We start from the raw sequence: 24638 nt of genomic DNA, 5'->3' as shown, positions 1-24638 counted from the left end.
CGCCTTCACCACCCAGAACGCCGCCCTTGCGGCATGATCACCACTCACCCGGTGTCAACCGACCCTGCAGCAGTCCCATCGTCGCCGCCCGAGCGAGGCCGGTCCGAGCGACACTGGTGCTCGTCTGGCGGTTGAAGAGTAAGTCGCCGGAGTCCTCGCAGGCTGAGCCGCACTGCCGCCGCTGACACGACGTCGACGAGCGTCGACGTCCTACGACCGGTGCTCGCGAAAGCCACCGAAAGCGGGAACGTCAGCGATCGTGTCGGTGAGATCCAAGCCGCACAGCGGTGACGGCATCCCCGTCAAGCGCCGTCTGACCCCAACCGTGACCACGACGCTTCTGGCGGTGCGCGCCGGGCATGGGCCTCAACCAGCCCGCTGAGCAGAATCCGTGCTTTCCGCCGAGGGCCCGACTGGATCGAACGAGGCAGAGTAGAGGGCTCGCGTTGGCTCGTGCGTGACACGATCGATGAGAAGACGGCAGGCGATCTCACTGCCGTCAGCGCGGAGCACAGGGAGGATCACCGGCGTTCCGATGACACGTGTGCGCCCGGTGGTCAGGTGCCGCGTGAATGCTGCGACATGCGCGTCTCGCAGGCGCGGCGGCACGAGTGCCACGATCCGACGTCCGATGAGTTCTTCCGGTTCCCATCCCAACAAAGCGGCGAGCGAACGACTGATGGCGATGATGCGGTTCGTGTGATCGGCAGCGGCCATCCGCAGGGGAGAGTCACGGACCGACGCGACGAACTCCGCACTCGCGCCCGTCTCGTCACGGCCGACGCCCGGGAGATGCGCCTCACCGCCGGATCCTCGCCAAGGTGCCGGCTCCACGCCAGCAAGCTGAGCGATGATCTGCTCGCACGCCCAGTCACGCACAGCCACGATCTCCGGAAGTCCGGGTCGGCTGAGCGCCCGTCCCTCGAGCGCGAAGCTCTCCGCAGCGTCGAGAGCCTCTTGTAGCGCCGCCACGTCGGATGAAAGCCCGTCGGTAGCGTCAAGTACAACGTCGTCCACGGCGTCGACGTCGGACGACACCACCGCACCCACGTCAGAGAGATTTGCTCGGTGATCGAGCACAGACCTCGGGCGCCCCGAAGCGGCCGCTAGCACAGCAGTAGAGATTCGTGTCCGCGCACGGTCCGCCGCAGCCAGGTCGATGCTGCTGAGAGGGTGCCGAGCGTGATGGAAAGCGAGTTCACGTAGCAGAGCGTCGTGATGTTCGAGAGCGGCCAGCCACAGCGTCAAGGGCATACCGAGGAGTTGCACAGCAGGGCCGCTCGCGACAGGGCTACGAGCGTCAAGGCCGTGCACCGCAGACTCACGGGGCGCCCATTCACCTTGGCGGCTCGCGAGCTTTCCTGGCCTCATTCCACCGACCGTGAACCACACGGATTTCCCGTCGCCTCCCAGGTCGTGCACTCCATGCTCGTCGGCGATCGTCGCGATGAGCCCGAGCCCGCGACCGGTCGACGACTCGACGCCGTAGTGCCGCTGCACAGGCAGCGCGGGATTGAAGTCGCGCACTGCTACTCGAATGTCGGCGCTCCGGACTTCGATGGTCAACACGAGGTCGGTGTGCGCGTGCAACACGGCGTTCGTGACGAGCTCGGTACATCCCAGCTCCGCGACATCAAGACAGTCCAGTCGGTTCGCGCCGACAAGCAGCTCACGCAACTCGCGTCGAGCACGCCGTGCACTGCCCGCCTCGCACGGGAGATGCACGGTTCGCTCCCTGAGGCCCGCCCCCACGCCCGGAACGATCGCGTCAGACATCGTGACCTGCGTGAACGGCACCCCATCCGAGGCCCTCGCCTGCCTGCACCCTGCCGACGCGCTGCACCCTCTCAGGCTATTACGTGGCTCTCGCCCACGCTGGGCCTGCTTACGCACATCACCCGTCGTCGGCCGTCCAGCGGGTGCCGCTGGTAGCTCGCAGGCCCTGTTTCCCTTCTCCACGCGGAAGCTTGATCCTGATCCTCGTTGTCTGACGGGTCGCGCTCGATCCTCGGCGGCAGCGATTGATGCATCGCCGGGATCGAACGTCGGTCGTCTGCGACTGCGGCCGGCGATGTGGTTCTTCGAGGCGTGTGTCGGCGCGGACACGCCCCGACAAGCGGGGCGCGACATCCGGCACAGTCGCCGCCCCTTCTACCGCGAGGACCTCTTGACTCCGAAGCAGGTGCACGGCGCATGGACACCGCGACGCCTGACGCAGCGGTTCGGCGCGTGCCCGTTGAGCGCTGGACGCAAAGGTGATCGGCCTACGCTCGTAGTTTCCGGGCGGAGGGTGCGAGACCGATTCGAGCACCGACCTGTGGCACGCCAGCGCTTCCGGGAGCGGTCCCGCACTACACCGCAGCGCGCCCGACGAGCACAGAAGCAACTGGGGCGGTCGGTCAGCGCGCACACGGCGCCTTCGGCCCGTCCCACACGTCGCGCGCCCACCTGTTCCGGCGCTCCGCCGTCCGCGTTGCCTCAACTGAGGAATGATTGCGTGCATGGCCACTCAGACGCGCACAGTGCTGATCGACGACCTCGACGGCGAGGAAGGCGCTCGCACGTACAGGTTCGCCTGGGGCGACACTCGCTACGAGATCGATCTCACCGACAAGCACCGCGACGACCTGCTGCGCGCACTCGAGCCGTACACCACTGCGGGCCGCAAGACCTCCGCAGCGAAGCGCGCTCGACGCGTCAAGTGACGCAGCCTTCCAGCTCAGGCCCTTCGCGACGTTGCGCGAAGGACGTCCCGTCCACCGTTGGAAGCCGTTCGACGCGGCCGTCGGCTGAGCTCACGGCGCCGGTGACGACGGAGACCTGCAAAGACGCCCCTGATCGCCGATAGGTGGACGTGCGAACCCACGAGATGTTCGGTCCCCGCGACGGCACCGCCGCGGGCCGGACCGCCTCGGTCATGTGCCTCGTTGGCGGCGTGGCAACCGTCGCTTTGGAGACGCTCCCGCGCGTACTCGGCTCATCCGAGGGCTCGGCGGCAAGCGTGACGTGGACAGCGGTCGGCGCGCTGATCATGCTGGGACTGGCGGTGTTGCTCCACTGCCGACCGGGCGTCATGCCCGGACGGGGCTACACGGCGTTGTGCCTGGTAGCGGTGGTGGTGAACACCACAACTTCCAATCTGACCGACAACTCGACATTTGGCGGCCTCGCCTGGTTCATGTTCCCGGTCATCTTCTCGGCCGCACACCTAGGTCGCTTCGTAGCATGGGTCATCGCAGTGCTCTCCCTCGCCGGTTCGTTCTCGATCATCTTCTCAACCCAGCCACCGGAGCCCGCTGCGGCGGACATCGCATCGATGACGGCGGTCGTTGTGATGACCACGACCGCGCTGCTGGCAGCGGTCCGTCACCAGGACCAGCTCGTTCGCCAGCTCCATGAGGTTGCATCGAGCGACGCGTTGACCGGTCTGGCTACGAGGCGAGTCCTTGAGCAGTCAGCGGAGCTGCTCCGTTCGGAGGCGAGCACGGCCGCGAAGCGGCAAGCAACGCCGCAGACCGACGGAGTCGGGCTAATCCTCATCGACGTCGATCGCTTCAAACAGCTCAACGACACCCTCGGCCATCCCGTCGGTGACGCCGCCCTCGTCCACGTCGCGCAACTCGTGCGGTCCGTCGTGGCGAGCGGCGACACGCTCGCCCGGATCGGCGGGGACGAGTTCGCGCTCCTCATCCCGGGCGACCGCGCGGGCACGGTCGCCCGGGCGGATGCCGTACACGCCGTCGTCCGCGAGAACCCGCTCGTCCACTCCGCGCTGGACGTCCCGGTCACCGTGAGCATCGGGGTCGCTCACACCGTCGGTCCATCAGACCTCGATCACCTGTACACGGTCGCGGACGCCGCGCTCTACCAAGCCAAGCTCGCCGGACGCGACCGTGTCGTCGTCGGGCACAGCGACCCGAGCCCGCCGCAGGCGAGCGGCTGAGCTCACGTGTCGGGGCCTCATCGACCTGTCAACCCCTGCTGACGCATCGCGCCGCACTCGACTCGGTCGCTCACCGTAGTCGCGCCACGGTGGGCGGATCCACGCCATCGCGGTGCGGCAACGATCGCCTCTACCCCGCACCAGCGGCCACGCGCTCGTGCGGCGGACACGCACTTCCCTTCCTCTCACCCGAAAGTCGGTTTTCCCACGTGCACGAACCAAGTCGCCCCATCGGCGAGGAGATGCCAGACACTGCTAGAAGCCGGGACCGCCGCTGGGCCAGGTGGGGCGACGTGGCTGCCGCGGTCGTCCTAGTAGCGCGCCGCCAGCAGTGGTGGCTCGTCTGCGGTGTACTCATTCTGATGGCGGGGACGTCCTCACCTGCCGCCGTCGCGCTCGTGCTCCTCGGCGGGTTCGTGGCCATCGCGACGATCGGCATCGGGTGCCAAGCGCTCGGGCTGGACCCTTTCAATCTGCTCAGCTGGCCGAATCTCTTGACGGTGCGGTGGCGTCAGCTGGGTGTTGCGGCGGGCTCGTTCCTCGTCACGGCCGGGGTCATCAAGACCAGAGAAGGCTTGCAAGCGGCTGCCGACTGGTTGGCGACGCGCACGCAGGGAGACCCTGACCTGACCACCACGTGGCTTGTGTGCCTCGTGTGCTTCGCGTTCTCTCTGACGCTCCGTACAGCTCGGCCCCGTTTCGCACCTGAGTCACACCGTGCGCGCGTCGAGGCGTTCTGGGGTGAGGCGTCGTTGAGCCTGGGGCTGGCCTGCCTAGCTCTCGGGCCAGCCGCGCTCCTGGCGAACTGGGCGTGGAACGTCCTGGCTTCGGTTGTGCTGCCGCTGTTCGTGCTTTCGGTTCGAGACGCCTTGCCTAGCGTGCGTGAGGGACGCTTCGCTCCAGCTCGGAGCGAGGTGGATCGAACCGATCCGTAGGCCCGGTCCGGTGGGCTGGAAGGCACGCAGGTCGGCCGCCCTTGCGCTCGGCCGACGCGTCCATGGGCATACGGTTTGCACTCCTTCGAAGTCTTTGAAAAGCGATCAGCGGCGCGTGCCGCCTCGAGCCGTGTGACCGCTCCTTCGTCGCCTACCGAATCGCTGGGTCAACGAGCGCAGACCCGCATGCTCGGCAGTACCGGTCTCCCGGTGCGCATGGGTGATCGCACCGCTGCCTGCGCACATAGGAACGAACCTCCCCCACGATGAACGTCAAGGCATGGCGGTAGCTCAGGCTCGTGGGCTGCAGGTCAGCAAGCAGCCCAGATCGGACGATGATCGTAGGGGCTGCGGCAGGTGCCTCCCACGGCTGCGCTCCGGGGTTGTCGTCCGGCGCGATCACGATGTCGTACTCGGCCCATCGTTCGCGCATGTAGAACGCGCGCCCATCAATGGTGCCGAGGATGACCCACGGTGAACCCGCGCTGTCCTCACGGGCGGTGATGCCGAGCTCGGCCGCGGTCACGGCCAACTCCTCGGCGTGCGCGCGACGGACGGGCTCGTACGCGGCGTGGAAAGCAGAGAGGCTCTGTCGCAGGTCAGCGAGCCGCTCACTGCGTTCGTCGACTGTGAGCTGACACGCGCAGGACTCGCCGAGGTGGAGGTTCGTTCCAGGACTGGGGTGGCACGAGCACCCGCACCTCGCCGCACTGTCAAGATCGCGAAGGTCACCGGGAATCAGCTCGAGCAGAAGCCGGCGCGCGGCAACGTCCTCGACGCGTCGTCGCTGCGCCTCCCATTGCCGCTCCTCGGGCGACTGAGGCGCCCCTTCCACGTCATCCGTCATCGCGACCCGGCCCATCGAGCGGCTGGAGTTCGATCGAGACGACGGGAGTGGTACGCCGGTAGGTGACCGCCGCGTCGGGATCGAGCGGCTCAAGAGTGAGGAACATGTCGCCGCCGACAACGATGCCGTCGCGCATCGTGCCTTGATCGGCGTGCGCGACCTCGATGACGCGGACCGGCCGCTCGTCACGGCGGAGCTTCTGGAGCCAGAATGCGCTGGTGGGCGCCGCGGGTGCCCGTACGAGTCGAGTCACGGTCACCGCCTGGTCACGGTCTGTTGAGTCGATCAGATGCTGGGCGCCGGATGCCGTCGTGACCAGCCACCTGCCGATGTCTCGCAGCGGGTCAACAAAGTTTGCCACTGTGCTCCTCGCCGTCTGTTGGGCCCTCCGCCGGCGGCGGGCCCTCGTTCGGCGCGAAGACGTCCAGCATTTCGGTGGCGTATTCGCGGTCGTTGAGTCGTCCTTCGCGCGATGCCTTCCAGTAAGCCGCAGCGCTGCGCGCGAGCCGTTCTCGTTGGAGCGCGTACCAGCGCCAGGACACCAACACGGCAGTTCGCTTGCCGCCCTCGGTCAGGACCACACGTCCGCCAAGGGTCACGTGTTCGAGCATGTCGGGCGACGAGGTGTCGGCCTTCTCTACGTCGAGGACGATCTCGGCGTTATCCGCGAGGATGCCGGACTCCTCGCGCGAGAGTCCCGATCGTGAGGGTCCCGTGGGCTCAGGGTCCCCCGGTTGAGGGTCCGGCTCGCGCCACGCGCGCAACCCGATCTCGATGACGTGATGAGCGCCGCGGGCCACGACCTCGAGACCACGCTCGGTACCGACGTCGTACGCACCGATCAGGAACTGCGCGTTGCCGTCGAGTGTGAGCCTCGGGAAGGTCGGACCTTGCGGGGGGTCGATCGGTTCAGGGACGTTGAGCCCGACCGCGAAGAGGTCGGCAAGCAACCGCTCATCGAGCCGATCGCTGTCATCTTCCGCAACCTCGAGGTGAACTGTCGCGCCTGCACCTAACTGCACACGAGCTGGGAGCAATGTCTGTGCGCCGTGTGCGCGGGCTGACTCCCCCGTCACGGGGTGCCCGTTCCGAGCCGCGCTGGTAGGACCGCCAGGGCTTCCGGCCCAATCGGCTCGATCTGCGTCACCAGACGTTGGATCCACCATGCGTAATCCGTCGCCGACGGGTCGTAGTCGTAGACGTACTTGTGGCGGTCCCCCACGCGGATCACGCCTACGCCTTCACCACGCACGGACTCCACGGACACCAGCGGCACCCATGTGCCGTCGGCGATCCCTAGTGACGATCCTGGACCGGTCTGCCGGAGCAGCGCCCGCGCGTCGGCGTCCACGTAGTACACCGTCACGCTGCTCGTCCGAACCGCCCAGACTCCTGACGCCTCTGTCAGATTCAGCACCTCGACGCCGGCCACGCTCATGGTTGCCGCCGTTCCACTCGGGTACGAACGGAGGGATGCCACGGTTCCGGGGTCGGGTCACCATGCACGATGGCTCGCACCTCGGCGCTGGACGGCCGACCTGAAGCACGCTCGACGATGTCCTTTACTGCGGTCGTGAAGCCCTCACGCCATCCGCGGCGGAACTCCTCCCGCAACCGCAGCGTCGAAGCTCCGCACGAGAGCGTCAGGCCAAGCAGCATGACCACGACGCCGGGGCGATCACCACTCACCCACGATGACGCAGCAGTCACCAGCCCGAGAGCGGTCACGACCAGCGCACCGCTCCACCATCGCAGACCAGCGAGACGGTCGCGCCGCACCTCGGCGCTCTCGTCTCGGCTTTCCGGAGCTGCAGGCACGTCGGCCGCCTTCCCTCGTCGGATGCGCCGCTCGCGACGGCGCTGTGCCGGATGACCGTCGCCACCGCACGACGGCTCGACTCTGAGTCTCATAGACCGTGGTCGCTTTGTAAACATTTCCGAGGAAGACGCGCGCAGGGGCGTTCACCATGGAGGTAGGCGGCGCCCGTACCGCTCGCCCTCGGACGCCCCGAGGGCAAGGCGCCCACTCCGGCCGCGTCCTGCGGGGCCCGCACCAGGCGGCGAACCGGCGCTGTAGCCGGCGATGGCACCCCTCATCACGGCCGTTCGGTTCGGGCGCTTCAACGTCCGGTGGACCTGGCTCCGCGCTCAGGTGGCGGTCGACGATGATCGAGCACGCGTAAGACGCGGACGTGGGCGCGCGTTCGGCGGTTGACCGCCTACCGTCACCTGGACGTCGTTGGTACGCACACTGTCGACCACACGACGTCCCTCGCAATGGCGGGTGACAGCCTCGTGCACGACTCGCGCATCCCGATCACTTGCGGTGGAGGTGTCATCCATGTCGACGACGCGACTCGTCGAGTATCCCGCCGTCATGCCGAGCGGCGACCCGGCTCCTGCACATCAGGCTCCGCTGTCGATCGCTCCGACGAGCTTCCACCCAGCGTTGTGGCCGCTGGCGAACTTTCACTACGCGTCGCCGTGGCGTCCTGCCCGCCTTCTCAACCTGCTCGCCGAGGGTGCCTACCTGCTCGCCTGTGTTGAGCATCGACCTGGCTACACCATGTCGTGGACGCCGTTCGGGATGGCGTCGCCGCCGCACCTGTTCCGCTTCATGTCGGAGTCGATCGGGCTCGCGACATGCCTGGAGGTTGCACATCAGCGCTACGGCTGGCGCCCCGTCGCGGACCCGATGGTGAACATCGACGACGTCTCGTTGACCGCCGATCCCCCGCTCTGGCGCACGCTGCACCCCAAGTCGGCGACGCCGCCTGCGCCCGTGGCCATCACCACATCTCGCTCGACGCGTCCGTTCACGCCGACCGGCAACGCCGTTCCTGACCTGCTGTTCCTCTTGGGGGGCCAGCACCTGCTCGCGGCCGAGGCTCGCGGCCGGTCCCGGCTCGCTGGCGTTCATCCGACCCCCGAACAGCAGGAGCGGTGCGCTCAACTGCAGGACTGGAGCATCCGGGCAGGCGGGATGCAATGGTTCATGTCCTGGACGGAGATGACTGGTACCGAAAGCCAGGTCACTCTCTTCGACCCAGGCGAGCCGCTGCTCCTGACGGAGGACCAGGCAGCCGTCGTACGCGACGCAGACAGGGCTCGCTACGACTACGTCTTTCTCTCCGCTGCCCAAGATGAGCTACCGGGACACGACGTCGCGGGAGTCGTCTTTCGCCTCGCACAACAGGCGGTCCCGGCAGGAGGACGCGATGAGTGGCTCACCCTGGCGGTCTCTGACCAGAACCTGCGCGGATCAGCGACTGTCATGGCCCCAAGTCGGGAAGCGCCGTGGGACGACAGCAACCCCGTCATCTCGACGGCATCCACCTCACGGATGGTGTCGTTGCTGACGCACGGGCGCCCGAGCCGCGGCCTGGTCGATGAGGTGCTGTCCCGGGCCGTCGGATGACCCGGGGTTGCCGGGGCAACGCCACTCGCCTGCCGTCTGCGTGCACCGGACGCCTCGGATGAGCCTCGCCGCGACGATGCGGTCGCGTCGCGCGCTCGCACTCAGCAATGGACGTCCGTCCCAACGACGGCGAATCGGCCTCGCTACAGTTGGCACGCGTTGAAGACCATTTCGCCGCCGGCGCCGTGACAACGCGATCGGATCGCAATCAGCCTGCGATTGAAGGCCCGCGATCACTCGTCGACTCGACGCGCTCTGAACCCAGCTTCCGCGGGAGCGTCATACGCGATTGCTCGCCACCTTTGAATCAGTCCGGCACACGGAAGCCCGGACGTACGCGACTCGTCAGCGAGGGGACCACGTGCCCGAGAACGGTGACTACGAGCGCTACTTCCCCACGTTCAAGCAGTTCTGCGGCTCACTATCGGACATCAAACTCGCTGCCGCGGGGCGGGTCGACGCGCTGTGGCTGCTGTACCACGAACACGTCCGGTCGATCATCGACCCGATGTGGGACGACCCGAACTGCCCGTGTTCTCCCGGCCGGCTGGTGGTTGCGATCCCTCACGCTGTGATCCGCGACCACCTCGGCGTGACGTGGTTCGAGCGGAACATCGCCAGCACGCTCGCGGCCGGTCGCGGAGACCACCTGCTCACCCGGCTCATGTACCACCACCGCGCCAGCACCCTCGCCCGCAGCCTGTACGAGCTGCAGAGTTACGACTGGTTCGACGGCCTTCTGAAGAAGTTGCGCAAGGACTCGTTCTCCGGCGTCGCATTCGAAATGGAGGTCTTATCGTTGCTCCAACAGATCCCGGCGGCGTCTGCACCTCAGGTCGAGACAAACGCCAAGGGCAAAGACTTCGACGTCCTGGTGAACTATAAGGGACACAGCGTTCCGATCGAAGCCAAAGCCAAGGCGGACAATACGCACTGGAACCCGCGCACCGTGATCGACACCCTGAAGAAGGCGTCGAAACAGCTCCCGCCGGGCGAAGCCGGGGTCGTGTTCCTCCGCATTCCACCCACATGGGTAGGTCCGCGGCTCGAGGCCGAGTACACAGACGCCCTGCATGAGGGAACGAGGCAGTCGCGCAGGATCGAAGTCGTCTTCAGCGTGATCGACAAGCCGCATCTGACGTCCGAGTCGACAGGCAACGTCTCGACCCGGTACCACCTCTTCCGCCGATCGGCGCCCGTGTCTGATACACCGTGGGAGATGTGTCTGCTGCTCGAAGAACTTCTCGGCTTCGAGGAGTTCCGACTCGGCCCTCGGGCGCCGTTCTGAGCAAAGATGACATCGACGAGCCGAACTCGGATCGCTCCTACCACCAAGCGCGGCGTATAGACATCGTGGTATGAAGTGACGTGCCCCGTGAGCAGCCCAACATCTCGTGGCCCGACGGTCCGCACCCTGCCGGGCCACCGCCCCCCGACTTCCCTGCGGCGTCCGCGGCTGAGTCCCAGCTCGCTCAACGCCGAGCTTTCGGCGCGAACCTTCGAGCGCTGCGCAAGGAGGTGGGCGTGTCTCAGGAACGACTCGCCCAGCTCGCCAACATGGACCGTGCGTACGTCGGCCATGTCGAAAACGGACGCCGGAACATCTCGCTGCACGCCATGTGGCAACTCGCCGCCGCACTGCGCGTCTCGCCTGCACTCTTCTTCCGTCAGCCTTCTGGAGCCGAAGAAGGGCAATGAACTGGATGGCCGATCGCTCTGGCACGGCGTACCGGTCGCGTAGAGGTTCAGCGACACGCGAGAAGCACGCAGTCGCGAAACGCGGCACCCGACTCTTCGTTACAGCGCGCACCCGTGGCGTACCGGGATGCCCGGCGTGTGTGCGCCGATGCGCCAAGACGGCCCGACATGCCAGGCGACGTTACCCTCGCTCCATGGCGAGCATCCCTGTAGCGTGACCACCGCGATGCCCCGGCGCCCGCCCCCCTGCGTGCCGGGGCATCGCGCGGCTTCCGGAAGGATGCACTCCCCAAGCTAGGCTCCGCACTTGACCGGGTCCGGTGCCCCGGTTCGGCGTGATGCCAAAGTCGCCGCGGGGCCCGCGTCGTCAGGTCACGCCCCGATACACGCGCTAAGGCGGCGCCTTCACTCGTGCCCTTGCCTCGCCGCACACCGCGACACCCGGGATATAAGCCTGCGAGCTCGATCTAGTGATCGAGCGAGGGGCTCATCGCGCCTTTGGCGCCCCCAAGGCCGGCCTCCCCGCGCTCCGGAGCACTGGCCGCTTGCGGCGAAAGGTCAGCGTCAGCGTCGTTCTGAGGCTCCGAACTGGCGCGCGCGGCGTAGGGGACGAGGACGCTAGCGACGGTAGCGCGTGCATGTTGGAGGTGATTGATCTGATCGTCGAAGTAGATGTGCGGCCTGAGCACCGCGAGGACGTGCGCCTTGCGGACCCCGCCAAGGAAGAAGGCGTCATTGACCTCAACGGCCCAGGATCGAAGCGTGCGGACAGCGCGCTCATGCGCCGGTGCCTGCCGGGCCGTCACCAAGGCAAGCCGCACTCGGGGCTTGTAATCGGTGAAGTCCTTGCTGTGCTGACGTTCAGCCTCCTGGATCCGCCCGAGCGCTACCAAGAATCGCTTCATCGGACCGGCACCCAGGGGTGTACTCGCATGGTCGCGCTCGTAGGCGAGGTACTCATCGAACGTCGTCGAAAGGTATCGCGCCTCCGCCTCGCCATCGGCGAGGACCTGGTCGAAGTCGAGAGCGACGAGTAGCCCGTTGGGGTCATCCGCGTCAGTCTCGAGCGCTGTGCGGCCCAGCACTTGCCCGGCGGGGTACCCCGCCGAGGACGCAGCCTCGGCGTCGGAGGCGCTGCCCGACAGGAACAAGCAGACGTTCAAAGCATCGATGTACTCGTACGGCGCCCTGCCACCCGTGAAGACCGCGCGGGTGATGTCGAGACCGTAGTGCGCGATGGAGTTCATGATTCGCAGACCGGTAGTCGCGTCGTCCTTTGCGAGGACGATGACTTCCACGAGCGGATCGCCGGGTCGCAGGTCGTTCAGACCGAGGAGGCGTTGTACGAACGGGAACGCGGCTCCTCGGGGAAGAGGATCGTCGATGTGCTCGTCCTGGTAGCGCCGGTACTCGTCGAGCCCGCGGGTGAACGCGTCATGAGAGTCGCGCACGTCGAACAGTGCACTCGGCGCGATGCCGACGACGAGCTTGTTGGTGAGGTCGTATTCCGCCACCGGCCCAGGCTAGAGCCACAACGCCGAGCGCGAGTGCTGGCGCGGCATTTCCGGCGTTTTGCGCGGGTCGACCGTTTCAGCTATCGCTGGCGTCAGATTGCTGGCGAGCACGCGCCAGCCACCGGCGCTTCTTCCCCATGATTCAGGCGGCGCCTGCCCGCAACCGCGTGCGCCACCACGAGCTGGCGCCGGCTTTGAGGCACTTCAACGAGCGTGCTCACGGCGGGCCGCCGTCAGCACCCGCTTGACATCCGCACCGCCCTCGCGGCACGGACACTCGCACCCCGGACGCGCACAGTGAACTCGGCCCGGCCTGCCGAGCAGTTCATGGCACAGATCAACCCGACACGGCACGTGAAGCGCTGGCCTGATGGGCCGGACCTCGCCAGCACAACCGCGGCGCCAGCCGGCCGCTGCACACGGCCCGCCGGGCACCCGGGCCTGTGACGTCGCGGTCCCATTGGAGCTGCCGGCGTAGGTCGTTTGCGCGCCCTGAGGCGAGCGCGTCAAGGGTCCTTCGGCCCGCTTTCGACCGAACTCGGTGCTACGTTCGCTGGATCCTGCCCAGGTGTCACGACGAGGTGACAAAGTTGCGAGGGGGCCCTATGTCGGGACGCAACGATCAGCAGCGCAGACGCGTCACGTCGGTCCCGCCAGCGCACGCTGGAGGTCCGGGCCGAGCCCGGACCACAGCCGCCGCATCGCCGCCCGCGACACCCACTGGGTCGACCCGCAACCTCGTGCTCGCGACGCTCGGGTTCCTCGTCAACTTCTGGGCGTGGGCGCTCATCAGCCCGCTCGGCGCGGCGTACCGGGAGCGGCTCGACCTGACCGGGTTCGAGCAGGCGGTGCTCGTCGCGGTGCCCGTCGTGGTCGGGTCGCTCGGGCGGATCCCGGTGGGCGCGCTGACGGACCGGGTCGGTGCGCGGGTCATGTTCCCGGCCGTGAGCATCCTGACGGTGCTGCCGGTGCTGGTCGTCGGTCTGGTCGCGGAGAGCTTCGCGGCGATGCTCGTCGGCGGGTTCTTCCTCGGGCTGGGCGGCACGGCGTTCGCGATCGGCGTCCCGCTCGTCAACGCGTGGTACCCGCCGGCGCGGCGCGGGACGGCCCTCGGCATCTTCGGGCTCGGCATGGGTGGGACGGCGATCTCGGCGTTCACGACCGTGCGGCTGACGAACGCGGTCGGTCCCGAGGCGCCGTTCCTCATCGTCGCCGGCGTGTTGACGGTGTACGCGGTCGTGTCCGGCCTGCTGGTGCGCGACGCCCCCGGCCGGGTGGTGCCGCAGGGCTCGTTCCTCGCGCGGACATGGACGACAGCGAAGCTCCCCGCCACCGCGCAGCTCGCCATCCTCTACGCCGTGGGCTTCGGCGGGTTCGTGGCGTTCAGCGTGTACCTGCCGACGTACCTCATCAACGCGTTCGACCTGACGCAGGAGGACGCGGCCCTGCGCACCGCCGGGTTTGTGGTCCTCGCCGTGCTCATGCGCCCCGTGGGCGGTGCGCTCACGGACCGATTCGACGCGACGACCGTGCTTGTCGTGTGTTTCGTCGGGGCAGCGGTGCTCGCCGGTGTCGCGGCGCTCGAGTTCCCGCTTATCCCGGTCGGCACGGTCGCGTTCCTGGGGCTCGCGGCGCTGCTCGGCGCGTCGTCGGGCGCGACGTTCGGGCTGGTCGCGAGCCTCGCGCCGCCCGAGAAAGTCGGCGCTGTGACGGGCCTCGTCGGCGCAGCCGGCGGGCTGGGCGGGTTCGTGCCGCCGCTCGTCATGGGTGCGGTCTTCGACCTCGTGGGCGACTACAGCCTGGGCCTCGCGCTACTTGCGATCGTCTGCGTCCTCACGGCCTGGTTCACGCGTGGGCCCGTCCGGCGCTCGGCCCAGGCGAAGCGCGCCGCGACCACGACCTGATACGCCCACCCGCGCGACCCGCACGACCCGCTGGACCCGACCACCCGGAAGGACCGCGCACCGTGACCCTGCAGAACGACCCGCCCCGACTCGACGGCGACGTGACGGAGGCCCTGCTGCGGACGCGGCGGTTCCTCACGAAGAGCTCGGTGTCGCCGGACCTGCGGACGCTGCACCAGATCGGCGGGCGCGACGCCGACACCTTCTACCGGGACCGGTGGAGCCACGACAAGGTGGTCCGCTCGACGCACGGGGTCAACTGCACGGGCTCGTGCTCGTGGAAGGTGTACGTCAAGGACGGCATCATCACGTGGGAGTCGCAGCAGACGGACTACCCGTCGGTGGGCCCGGACTCCCCGGAGTACGAGCCGCGGGGCTGTCCGCGCGGTGCGGCGTTCAGCTGGTACACGTACTCCCCGACGCGGGTCCGGTACCCGTACGTGCGGGGCGTGCTGCTCGAGATGTACCGCGAGGCGAAGGCGCGGCTCGGGGACCCGGTGCTCGCGTGGGCGGACGTCGTGAACGACCCGGTGAGGGCCAAGCGCTACAAGCGGGCCCGCGGCAAGGGCGGTCTGGTGCGGGCGACGTGGGACGAGGCGGTCGAGCTCGTCGCCGCGGCGCAGGTGCACACGATCAAGGAGCACGGGCCCGACCGGGTCGCGGGGTTCTCCCCGATCCCGGCGATGTCGATGGTGTCGCACGGCGCCGGCGCCCGGTACCACGCACTGATCGGCGCCCCGATGCTGTCGTTCTACGACTGGTACGCGGACCTCCCGGTCGCGTCGCCGCAGGTGTTCGGCGACCAGACGGACGTCCCCGAGTCGGGGGACTGGTGGGACGCCGGCTACCTGATCATGTGGGGCTCCAACCTCCCGGTGACCCGCACCCCGGACGCGCACTGGATGGCGGAGGCGCGCTACCGCGGGCAGAAGGTGATCGCGGTCTCGCCCGACTACGCGGACAACGTGAAGTTCGCCGACGAGTGGCTCGCGGTGCAGCCGGGCACGGACGGCGCGCTCGCGCTCGCGATGGGGCACGTGACGCTGAAGGAGTTCTTCGTCGACCGGGAGGTCCCGTACTTCCGCGACTACGTGCAGCGCTTCACCGACCTGCCGTTCCTCGTGCGGCTCGAGGAGCGCGACGGGCGGTGGGTCCCCGGGAAGTTCCTCACCGCGGAGGACCTGCCGGGCAAGGAGGCCCGCGGCGAGAACGCGGCGTTCAAGACGGTGCTGCTCGACGCGCGGACGGACCGGCCGGTGGTCCCCGGCGGCTCGCTCGGGCACCGGTACGGCGAGCAGGGCGTCGGGCGCTGGAACCTCGACCTCGGTGACGTCGAGCCGCTGCTCAGCGCGGGCGGTCCGGTGCTCGGCGAGGTCGGGTCGGCCGAGTCGGTGGTCGTCGACCTCCCGCGGTTCGACACGCTCGACGGGACGGCGGCGGTCTCCCGGCGCGGGGTGCCGGTGCGGCGGGTCGGCGACCACGTGGTCACGACCGTGCTCGACCTGCTGCTCGCGCAGTACGGCGTCGGCCGGGAGGGCCTGCCGGGGGAGTGGCCGACGGGGTACGACGACGCGTCGCAGCCCGGGACGCCCGCGTGGCAGGAGCAGTTCACGGGCGTGCCCGCGGCCAAGGCCGAGCGGATCGGGCGGGAGTTCGCGGCCAACGCCGAGGAGTCGCGCGGCCGCTCGATGATCCTGATGGGCGCCGGGACCAACCACTGGTTCCACTCGGACACGATCTACCGCACGTTCCTCACGCTCACGACCCTCACGGGCTGCCAGGGCGTCAACGGCGGTGGCTGGGCGCACTACGTCGGCCAGGAGAAGGTCCGCCCGGTCACCGGTCAGCAGATGTACGCGACCGCGAACGACTGGGCCCGGCCTCCGCGGACGATGATCCAGACCGCGTACTGGTACCTGCACACGGACCAGTTCCGCTACGACGCGTTCAGCGCCGACACGCTCTCCGCGGCGACGCCGGGCACGGGCGGGGCGTTCGCGGGGATGACCACCGCCGACGTCATCGCGAAGTCGGCGCGCATGGGCTGGATGCCGTCCTACCCGACGTTCGACCGGAACCCGCTCGACCTCGCGGCCGACGCCGAGGCGGCGGGGCTGCCCGTCGGGGAGTACGTGCCGCGCGAGCTCACGGAGGGCCGGCTGCGGTTCGCGGCGGAGGACCCGGACGCCCCCGAGAACTGGCCGCGCGTGCTGACGGTGTGGCGGGCGAACCTGCTCGGCTCGTCGGGCAAGGGCAACGAGTACTTCCTGCACCACCTGCTCGGGACGGACTCGAACCTGCTGGCCACGGAGGCGCCGCCCGGGGCGCGGCCCCGGGACGTGACGTGGCACGACGAGGCGCCGAGCGGCAAGCTCGACCTGCTGCTCTCGCTCGACTTCCGGATGACGAGCACGACCGTCTACTCCGACGTCGTGCTGCCCGCGGCGACCTGGTACGAGAAGCACGACCTCAACACCACGGACATGCACCCGTTCGTGAACTCGTTCAGCCCGGCGATCGCGCCGCCGTGGCAGACCCGCACGGACTTCGAGATCTTCCACACCCTGGCCCGCGAGCTGTCCCGGCAGTCCGTGACGCACCTGGGGGTGCGCCAGGACGTCGTCGCGGTCCCGCTCACGCACGACACGCCGGACGCGATGGCGAACCCGCACGGCCGGGTGCAGGACTGGAAGGCCGGGGAGTGCGAGGCGGTGCCGGGTCGCACGATGCCGAAGCTGGTCGTCATCGAGCGGGACTACCCGGCGGTCGCCGCGAAGCTCGCGACGCTCGGCCCGGTCCCGGACACCGCGGGCTTGACGACCAAGGGCGTGACGTTCGACGTCGGGCCCGAGATCGAGTACCTGCGGCGCAAGAACGGCGTCGCGCGGATCCCCGCCGGGGCGCCGGGCGCGGTGGCCGACGGGCGCCCGCTGCTGTCCCGGGACGTGCACGCGTGCGAGGCGATCCTCGCGCTGTCCGGCACGACGAACGGCCGGCTCGCGGTGCAGGGCTTCCACACCCTCGAGAAGCGCACGGGGACGCTCATGGCCGACCTGGCCGCCGAGCACGAGGGCAAGCAGGTTACGTTCGCCGACACCCAGGCCGCCCCGACGACCGTCATCACGTCACCCGAGTGGTCCGGGACCGAGCACGGCGGGCGGCGGTACTCGCCGTTCACCGTCAACGTGGAGCGGCTCAAGCCCTGGCACACGCTCACCGGGCGGCAGCACTTCTACCTCGACCACGACTGGATGACCGAGCTCGGGGAGGGGCTGCCGGTGTTCCGGCCGCCGCTGAACATGCAGGCGCTGTTCGACGAGGGTGCCCTGGGCGCGACGGGTCCGGCGGGACCGAAGGGCGAGCTCGGCGTGACCGTCCGCTACCTGACCCCGCACAACAAGTGGTCGATCCACTCCGAGTACCAGGACAACCTCTTCATGCTGTCGCTCTCGCGCGGCGGACCCGCGATCTGGATGAGCAACGTCGACGCCGCCAAGGTCGGGATCCGCGACAACGACTGGATCGAGGCCGTGAACCGCAACGGCGTGGTGGTCGCCCGGGCGATCGTCTCGCACCGGATGCCCGAGGGGACGGTGTACATGTACCACGCGCAGGACCGGCTCATCGACGTGCCGAAGGCCGAGACGACCGGGAAGCGCGGCGGCATCCACAACTCGCTGACCCGCCTGCTCGTGAAGCCCAGCCACCTCATCGGCGGCTACGCGCAGCTCGCCTACGCGTTCAACTACCTCGGCCCGACCGGCAACCAGCGCGACGAGGTGACGGTCGTCCGTCGCCGCTCGCAGGACGTGGAGTACTGAGCGATGCGAGTCATGGCGCAGATGGCGATGGTCATGAACCTCGACAAGTGCATCGGCTGCCACACGTGCTCGGTCACGTGCAAGCAGGCGTGGACGAACCGCACGGGCACCGAGTACGTCTGGTTCAACAACGTCGAGACCCGCCCCGGCCAGGGCTACCCGCGGACCTACGAGGACCAGGAGAAGTGGGAGGGCGGCTGGACCCTGAACAAGAAGGGCCGCCTCCAGCTCAAGGCCGGCGGCCGGCTGAAGAACCTGCTGACGATCTTCGCGAGCCCCAAGCAGCCGTCGATCGACGAGTACTACGAGCCGTGGACGTACGACTACGAGAACCTGACGAACGCCCCGCTGCAGGACCACGTCCCGGTGGCCCGCCCCAAGTCGCTGCTCACCGGCAAGGACATGCAGGTCGGCTGGAGCGCGAACTGGGACGACGACCTCGGCGGCGCCCCGGAGCTCACGGTCCACGACCCGGTGCTGAAGAAGGTCTCGGACAAGGTCAAGCTCGAGTTCGAGCAGACGTTCATGTTCTACCTGCCGCGGATCTGCGAGCACTGCCTGAACCCGTCGTGCGCGGCGTCGTGCCCGTCGGGGGCGATCTACAAGCGCGCCGAGGACGGCATCGTGCTCGTCGACCAGGACGCGTGCCGCGGCTGGCGCAAGTGCGTCACGGGCTGCCCGTACAAGAAGGTCTACTTCAACCACAAGACCGGCAAGGCCGAGAAGTGCACGTTCTGCTTCCCGCGCATCGAGGTCGGGCTGCCGACCGTCTGCTCGGAGACGTGCGTCGGGCGCCTGCGGTACATCGGGCTGGTGCTCTACGACGCCGACAAGGTGCTCGCGGCGGCGTCGGTCACCGACGAGAAGGACCTGCTCGACGCGCAGCGCGGGGTGTTCCTCGACCCGGACGACCCGCAGGTGCAGCGCGAGGCGGAGGCCGCGGGCATCCCGCACGACTGGGTGCAGGCCGCGCAGCGGTCCCCGATCTGGGCGCTGATCAGCACCTACGAGGTCGCCCTGCCGCTGCACCCCGAGTACCGGACGATGCCCATGGTCTGGTACATCCCGCCGCTCTCGCCCGTCGTCGACGTGGTGCAGGAGACCGGCGTGGACAGCGAGGACACCTCGAACCTGTTCGCCGCGATCGACACCCTGCGCATCCCGGTCGAGTACCTCGCCGAGCTGTTCACCGCGGGGGAGACCGCGCCGGTCACCGCGGTGCTCAAGCGGCTCGCCGCGATGCGGTCCTACATGCGCGACCTGAACATGGGCCGCCCCGGCAACCCGCGCATCCCCGAGTCGGTCGGGATGGACGAGGCGACGATGTACGAGATGTACCGCCTGCTCGCGCTCGCGAAGTACGACGAGCGGTACGTCGTCCCCGCGGCCCACGCCGAGCAGGCGCACGGCCTCGAGGAGCTCGCGACCGAGTGCAGCCTCGACTACGACGGCGGACCCGGCATGGGTGGCTCGGGGCCGTTCGGCGAGGGCTCGGGCGGCAACGACCCCATCGCGGTCGAGAACTTCCACATGCTCAAGCAGCGCCAGACGACCGACACCGTCGCCGAGCCCGAGTCCAGGAAGGCGCGCGTCAACCTCCTCAACTGGGACGGCAAGAGCGCGCCCGCGGGGATGTTCCCGCCGCGACCCGGACCCGACGGAGCGAACCTGCGCGAGCCCGAGGGCGACGACTCGGCCGCGCTCGTCCAGCCGCTGCCCGCCGGGGGGTCCGTCCCCGGACCGGCCGGCACGGGCACCGAGCCCGTCGCGCGGATCGACGAGGACCCGACGACCGAGGTCCGGCCGTGAGGCGGCTCGCGCGCCGGGACGCCGCACGGAAGGCGGCGACCCGCGAGACCGCGCTCGTGCACCGCGTCGCCGCGCTCGTGCTCGACTACCCGGGCCCGGAGCTGCTCGCGCTGCTGCCCGACCTCCGGGCCGCCGTCGGGACGCTCGACGGGTACCTCCGCGCCCCGCTCGAGCAGGTCCTCGACCACCTCGACGCGCACCCGCCCGTCGAGCTGGCCGCCCGGTACGTCGAGACGTTCGACCTGGCCCGGCGGCGCTCGCCCTACCTCACGTACTACGCGTACGGCGACACCCGGAAGCGCGGGGTCGCCCTCGTCGAGTTCAAGCAGGCGTACCGCTCCGCGGGCTTCGAGGTCTCGGCGGACGAGCTCCCCGACCACGTGGCCGTCGTCCTGGAGTTCGCGTCGACCGGCGACGAGACCGCGCAGGAGTCGGGCCTGCGCCTGCTGCTCGCGCACCGCGCCGGGCTCGAGCTGCTCCGGCTCGCCCTGCTCGACCTCGGCTCCCCGTACGCCGGCGCGCTCGTCGCCGTCTGCGCGACCCTCCCGCCGCTCGCCGGCGACGACCGCGAGGCCGTCGCCCGGCTCGCCGCCGAGGGCCCGCCCGGCGAGGAGGTCGGCCTCGAGCCGTTCGCGCCGCCGTCGTACATGCCCGGAACAGGAGCCCGTCGATGACCACGACCGCCGACACCCTGCTCTGGGTCGTCATCCCCTACGTGTGCCTCGCGTTCTTCGTGCTCGGCCACGTCTGGCGGTACCGCTACGACAAGTTCGGCTGGACGACCCGCTCGTCGCAGCTCTACGAGCGCCGGCTGCTGCGCTGGGCGAGCCCGCTGTTCCACTTCGGGATCCTCGCCGTGTTCCTCGGGCACGTCATGGGCCTCGGCATCCCCAAGGCGTGGACCGAGGCGGTCGGCATGAGCGAGGAGGTCTACCACTTCCTCGCGGTGTCGATCGGCGCCGTCGCGGGGTTCAGCACCGTCGTCGGGCTCGTCCTGCTGATCTACCGCCGCCGTACCGTGGGCCCCGTGTTCCGCGCGACGACCCGCATGGACAAGGCCATGTACCTCGTCCTCGCGGTCGTCATCTTCCTCGGGATGTGGAACACGGTCGCCGGGTCGGTGCTCAACCTCGGCGGGCACTACGACTACCGCGACGGCGTCTCGGTGTGGTTCCGCGGGATCTTCCGCTTCGACCTGCACCCCGAGCTCATGGCCGATGCGCCGCTCGGCTTCCAGCTGCACGGCATGGCCGCGATGCTGCTGTTCGCGCTGTGGCCGTTCACGCGGCTCGTGCACGTCTTCAGCGCCCCCGTCGGCTACCTCTGGCGGCCCTACGTCGTGTACCGCTCGCGCTCCGACCGCCTCGGCGCCCGCCAGGCCCGGCCCGGGTGGGAACGGGTCGAACGGAAGGAGCCATCGCACCGGTAAGCGCCCGCGTGTGTGCAGGGCCATCTTGTCGAGAGCGGGCCGAGAACCGGTAGAGGCCACGTCACCGCCATCGACGACCAGCACCGCCGCACCGCCGCGACACAGCGCAACGATCCGCATCCTGCTCGCCGGGTCTACTCGACGCACCCAGTCCCGAGCACACCGACCTCGTCACCGACGTCACCATCCGAGTAGCCGCGAGCTCCTCCGCAACCCCGGTTCGGAGTGTCTCGTAACCCATCCGTACGGCACTCCAGCGGTCGGCAGCGGATTGCGCGATATCCGGACACTCCGGGTGCCAGCGAAGCTGAACCGCGCGAGCCTGTGCACGGACCGCCACTCACGGACGGGGCCCGCTGTCGCTCGGGGTCATCGATGCCCCGGGTTGCGCGGCGACGGTCGGTGTGGGGATGCTGACGGCCGGGGGTGGAGATGGGTCCGGACGTCGCGGTGCGCCGTGAGCAGGCCGATCTGCTCCTCATCGTCCTGTTGCTGGTGACCGCCCTGGTCCAGGCGATGGTCATGGCCTTGCCCGCGCCGGCAACGTTCGACGTCGCGGAGGCCGCATCCATTCTCTTCCGGGTCGGCGCCGCGATCTGGCTACTCACCACCCGCGGGCACGCCCGTGGCCCCCGGACGTTCGGCGCGATTCTCACGCTCGACGTGCTGATGTTCCTGATCAGCTTCGCACTGCTTGGACGCGCCGGGAACGCCGGGGCTCCCCTGGCCCTAGTGAGTCGGGTGCCCTTCATCTTCGCGGTCCTCCCGCTCCGCCAGATTCAGTTTCTGACCGCCCTCATCTTGATCGGCTGCGACGGGATTCTTTTCTGGCAGATCAGCCAGGGCAACCCGTACCCGATCGGCCTAGCGCTGCTCTTCACCACCGTCGTGCTCGTCACCGGGTACACCGTTCGGGCTCTGACCTCCTCCCTCGCCGCGAGCGCCCGCGGCGCACGTGAGCTCGCTGCCAAGCTCGAGCACGCCGCGCTGCACGACCCACTCACCGGGCTGCCGAACAGGGCTCTGTACGCCGACCGCCTCGAGAACGCCGTGGCCCACACCAAGCGCACCAGCCGCGACGTCGCCGTCCTCCTCATCGACCTCGACCGGTTCAAAGACGTCAACGACACCCACGGCCACCCCACCGGTGATGCCCTCCTCACCGCTGTCGCCGCGCGACTGCGCGCAGCGGTACGCGCCGGAGACACCGTCGCGCGCTTCGGCGGCGACGAGTTTGTCGTCATCGTCGACGACATCACCGCCACCACGGACGCCCTCGACGTCGCCCGCCACCTGCGCGACGCCCTGGCCCGTCCCTTCGCCATCGGCAACCTGCAGATTCGGTCCAGCGCGAGCATCGGCGTGGCCTTCGCACGGCACCGCACCCACGAGCTCGGCAAGGTCCTGCGCGAGGCCGACATCGCCATGTACCGCGCGAAAGCTCAAGGCCCCGGCCGTCTCGAGATGTTCGACCCAGCGACCAGCGCCTTGCCACCCCCGGCCCTAGAAGGCCCTTCGGCACAGATTTGACGGTTGCACGTGTGCGCTCAGTCGACGTTGCCAGCAGGACGCGACGTTCGAATGAGGCCCGCAGCGAGCACCAGCGGACGAAAACCGAAGCGGCCGCCTATGTGGACCCGGGCGGCACGCAGAAATCACGTTCGGCGGCGCCACGAATGCGGCACCCCGCTCCACACCGAGCACTGCCATCGGTCCAGCGTCGACCCGCTCCCCCGCTTCCGTCGCATCAGAACCCGACCCCCTGGGTCACCCGGTTGCCCGTGTCAACGCGACCGGCCGTCTAAGCGGGTGTTCGTGCTGACTCTGCGACCGCCGGTAGGTGCACGGTGAACGTCGTGGCCCCCGGTCGGCTCTCGACGGCGACGGACCCGCCATGGCTGCGGACGATGGCGTCGACGATCGCCAGCCCCAGCCCCGTGGAGCCGCTGCCCGGGGACCGGGCGGCGTCGCCGCGGCTGAACCGGTGGAACAGGTGAGGTTGGAGTTCGTTTGGGATGCCGGGCCCGTCGTCGGTGACTTCAAGCTGGACCGTACCGGCGTGACGTCGCACGGTCGTCGTCACAGTTGTGCCGGCTGGGGTGTGCACGCGCGCGTTCACCAGGAGGTTGGACAGAATCTGGCGGAGCCTGTCCTCGTCACCGAGAACGACTGTGCTCGTGCTGTCGCTGTCGGTACTCGCGGCGTCGTCGGGATCGGGGACGTCGGGAAGGCTAAGCCTCCAGACGTGGCCCGGCCCTGCGACATGCGCGTCGGCGACGGCGTCGACGGCGAGTGCCGCAAGGTCGACGGGGGCCGCGTCAAGGTCGCGTCCTGCGTCGAGTCGGGCGAGGAGCAGCATGTCTTCCACGAGAGTTGTCATGCGGCGCGATTCGGACTCGACCCGGTCGAGGGCGTGCACGGCAGTGGGTGGCAGGTCCTCAGGAATCCGGCGGACAAGCTCTGCGTACCCGCGGATCGACGCCAGGGGCGTGCGTAGTTCGTGACTTGCGTCGGCGACGAACTGGCGGACCTGGGTCTCGCTCGCGTGTCTGGCGGCGAGTGCGCCTTCGACGTGGCCGAGCAGGCGGTTGAGCGCAAGCCCGACCTGTCCGACCTCGGTCGCGGGGTCCGTGTCGGCTGCGGCGACCCGCTCGGCAAGTGCGACCTCTCCGGAGTGGAGGGGGGTTTCCGACACGCGCGTCGCTGTAGCGGCGACGCGCTCGAGGGGGCGCAGCTGCCGCCGCACGAGGGCGCCGCCCGCGAGTGCCGCCAGCACCACCCCGAGCGCGACGATAACGAGCTCGACGACGAGGAAACGCTGGACGGTGGATGTCGCGTCGCCCGTCGACAGCCCTGTGACGACGCGGTCGCCGTCCGCGGCGGTCACCGCAAGTACGCGATACCGGCCGAGCTCGCCCAGGTCGACCGTCACGGGGTTCGCGGTCGGCTCGACGGCGGACAGAGCTGCCACCTGGGCGGGGCTGAGCTCGCGATGCGTGCCCTGCTCGTCGATCCACCCGGCGATCGGTACGCCGTCGTCGATGGTCAAGTTCACCGTTCCGGCGGCTTGGCCGGGCGCACCGAGGCCGGGTGGTGCTGGTCGATCACCGCCGGGCTCGTCGAGGGCCGCCTGACCGCCGGCGACATCGTCGTCGAGTGCGCCCCGAGGAGGTCGTTCCTGCGCCATGAGTGCCCGCACGCTGGACTCCTCGACCTGGTCGTCGACCTGTTCCAGGAGCGACTCGCGCAGCGCGAGGGTAGAGACGGCGGAGATAGTGGCGGCGACGGCGACGAGGAGGCCGACGAGGACCAGCACAAGC

19 protein-coding genes are annotated in these 24638 nt (G+C 69.1%); 12 read left to right on the top strand and 7 right to left on the bottom strand.

The features are described 5' to 3' along the window. Positions 1–366: 366 nt before the first annotated feature. Complete coding sequence (locus tag AB6N24_RS06405) at positions 367–1776, bottom strand: PAS domain S-box protein (RefSeq protein WP_412868590.1); 1410 nt, start codon at positions 1774–1776, stop codon at positions 367–369. Between the two features lie 725 nt (positions 1777–2501). Between AB6N24_RS06405 and AB6N24_RS06400 the strand changes: the two genes are divergently transcribed. The 3 genes from AB6N24_RS06400 (at position 2502) to AB6N24_RS06390 (ending at position 4878) form a co-directional block, all read left to right on the top strand. Further along, entirely contained in the window at positions 2502–2705 is a 204-nt protein-coding gene (locus AB6N24_RS06400; RefSeq protein ID WP_412868589.1) for an Lsr2 dimerization domain-containing protein, read from the top strand. 143 nt (positions 2706–2848) lie between these two features. After that, on the top strand, positions 2849–3943 hold the full coding sequence (locus AB6N24_RS06395; protein WP_412868588.1) for a GGDEF domain-containing protein: 1095 nt from the start codon (positions 2849–2851) through the stop codon (positions 3941–3943). Positions 3944–4236: 293 nt separating this feature from the next. Continuing rightward, positions 4237–4878, top strand: a complete 642-nt coding sequence (locus tag AB6N24_RS06390; protein ID WP_412868587.1) for a hypothetical protein — start codon at positions 4237–4239, stop codon at positions 4876–4878. A 151-nt stretch (positions 4879–5029) separates the two neighbouring features. On the opposite strand, the gene AB6N24_RS06385 is transcribed toward AB6N24_RS06390, so the two are convergent. From AB6N24_RS06385 to AB6N24_RS06370, 4 genes are all read right to left on the bottom strand, one after another. Then, positions 5030–5404, bottom strand: a complete 375-nt coding sequence (locus tag AB6N24_RS06385; RefSeq protein ID WP_412868586.1) for a hypothetical protein — start codon at positions 5402–5404, stop codon at positions 5030–5032. Between the two features lie 310 nt (positions 5405–5714). Beyond that, positions 5715–6086, bottom strand: a complete 372-nt coding sequence (locus tag AB6N24_RS06380) for a hypothetical protein (RefSeq protein WP_412868585.1) — start codon at positions 6084–6086, stop codon at positions 5715–5717. Beyond that, a complete protein-coding gene (locus AB6N24_RS06375; RefSeq protein WP_412868584.1) occupies positions 6070–6747 on the bottom strand; it encodes a hypothetical protein in 678 nt (225 codons plus the stop codon). The genes AB6N24_RS06380 and AB6N24_RS06375 overlap by 17 nt, the downstream gene beginning before the upstream one ends. A 50-nt stretch (positions 6748–6797) precedes the next feature. Further along, the gene (locus AB6N24_RS06370) at positions 6798–7091 is read right to left on the bottom strand and encodes a hypothetical protein (protein ID WP_412868583.1); all 294 of its coding nucleotides are present in this window, start codon (positions 7089–7091) and stop codon (positions 6798–6800) included. A 975-nt stretch (positions 7092–8066) separates the two neighbouring features. Between AB6N24_RS06370 and AB6N24_RS06365 the strand changes: the two genes are divergently transcribed. The 3 genes from AB6N24_RS06365 (at position 8067) to AB6N24_RS06355 (ending at position 10841) form a co-directional block, all read left to right on the top strand. Next, positions 8067–9143, top strand: a complete 1077-nt coding sequence (locus AB6N24_RS06365; RefSeq protein ID WP_412868582.1) for a hypothetical protein — start codon at positions 8067–8069, stop codon at positions 9141–9143. Between the two features lie 361 nt (positions 9144–9504). Then, positions 9505–10431, top strand: coding sequence for a hypothetical protein (locus AB6N24_RS06360; RefSeq protein WP_412868581.1), 927 nt, complete (start codon positions 9505–9507; stop codon positions 10429–10431). An 80-nt stretch (positions 10432–10511) separates the two neighbouring features. Then, complete coding sequence (locus AB6N24_RS06355) at positions 10512–10841, top strand: helix-turn-helix domain-containing protein (RefSeq protein ID WP_412868580.1); 330 nt, start codon at positions 10512–10514, stop codon at positions 10839–10841. A gap of 467 nt (positions 10842–11308) precedes the next feature. Here AB6N24_RS06355 and AB6N24_RS06350 read toward each other — a convergent pair whose 3' ends face one another. Then, complete coding sequence (locus AB6N24_RS06350) at positions 11309–12355, bottom strand: 5'-nucleotidase (protein WP_412868579.1); 1047 nt, start codon at positions 12353–12355, stop codon at positions 11309–11311. Positions 12356–13095: 740 nt separating this feature from the next. Here AB6N24_RS06350 and AB6N24_RS06345 point away from each other — a divergent pair. From AB6N24_RS06345 to AB6N24_RS06320, 6 genes are all read left to right on the top strand, one after another. After that, positions 13096–14259 (top strand): MFS transporter, encoded by a 1164-nt coding sequence (locus tag AB6N24_RS06345; protein WP_412868578.1) that lies wholly within the window; start codon positions 13096–13098, stop codon positions 14257–14259. A 62-nt stretch (positions 14260–14321) separates the two neighbouring features. Continuing rightward, positions 14322–18080 (top strand): nitrate reductase subunit alpha, encoded by a 3759-nt coding sequence (locus tag AB6N24_RS06340; RefSeq protein WP_412868577.1) that lies wholly within the window; start codon positions 14322–14324, stop codon positions 18078–18080. Positions 18081–18083: 3 nt separating this feature from the next. After that, the gene (gene narH, locus AB6N24_RS06335) at positions 18084–19889 is read left to right on the top strand and encodes a nitrate reductase subunit beta (RefSeq protein WP_412868576.1); all 1806 of its coding nucleotides are present in this window, start codon (positions 18084–18086) and stop codon (positions 19887–19889) included. Continuing rightward, positions 19886–20563: a nitrate reductase molybdenum cofactor assembly chaperone gene (gene narJ, locus AB6N24_RS06330; protein WP_412868575.1), complete on the top strand. Its 678-nt coding sequence runs from the start codon at positions 19886–19888 to the stop codon at positions 20561–20563. The genes narH and narJ overlap by 4 nt, the downstream gene beginning before the upstream one ends. Beyond that, positions 20560–21318: a respiratory nitrate reductase subunit gamma gene (gene narI / locus AB6N24_RS06325; RefSeq protein ID WP_412868574.1), complete on the top strand. Its 759-nt coding sequence runs from the start codon at positions 20560–20562 to the stop codon at positions 21316–21318. The genes narJ and narI overlap by 4 nt, the downstream gene beginning before the upstream one ends. A gap of 432 nt (positions 21319–21750) precedes the next feature. After that, the gene (locus tag AB6N24_RS06320) at positions 21751–22848 is read left to right on the top strand and encodes a diguanylate cyclase domain-containing protein (protein WP_412868573.1); all 1098 of its coding nucleotides are present in this window, start codon (positions 21751–21753) and stop codon (positions 22846–22848) included. A gap of 271 nt (positions 22849–23119) precedes the next feature. On the opposite strand, the gene AB6N24_RS06315 is transcribed toward AB6N24_RS06320, so the two are convergent. Next, the gene (locus tag AB6N24_RS06315; protein WP_412868572.1) at positions 23120–24634 is read right to left on the bottom strand and encodes a sensor histidine kinase; all 1515 of its coding nucleotides are present in this window, start codon (positions 24632–24634) and stop codon (positions 23120–23122) included. Between the last annotated feature and the right edge of the window lie 4 nt (positions 24635–24638).

The organism is Cellulomonas jepli (assembly GCF_047229345.1).
Lineage (GTDB): Bacteria > Actinomycetota > Actinomycetes > Actinomycetales > Cellulomonadaceae > Cellulomonas_A.
This window is presented reverse-complemented; position numbering and strand designations above follow the sequence as displayed.

Bases quoted from the DNA above. Each gene is read 5' to 3' on its own strand.
- AB6N24_RS06405 (WP_412868590.1), bottom strand. From the start codon at position 1,776: ATGTCTGACGCGATCGTTCCGGGCGTGGGGGCGGGCCTCAGGGAGCGA.
- AB6N24_RS06400 (WP_412868589.1), top strand. From the start codon at position 2,502: ATGGCCACTCAGACGCGCACAGTGCTGATCGACGACCTCGACGGCGAG.
- AB6N24_RS06365 (WP_412868582.1), top strand. From the start codon at position 8,067: ATGTCGACGACGCGACTCGTCGAGTATCCCGCCGTCATGCCGAGCGGC.
- narH (WP_412868576.1), top strand. From the start codon at position 18,084: ATGCGAGTCATGGCGCAGATGGCGATGGTCATGAACCTCGACAAGTGC.
- narI (WP_412868574.1), top strand. From the start codon at position 20,560: ATGACCACGACCGCCGACACCCTGCTCTGGGTCGTCATCCCCTACGTG.
- AB6N24_RS06320 (WP_412868573.1), top strand. From the start codon at position 21,751: ATGGGTCCGGACGTCGCGGTGCGCCGTGAGCAGGCCGATCTGCTCCTC.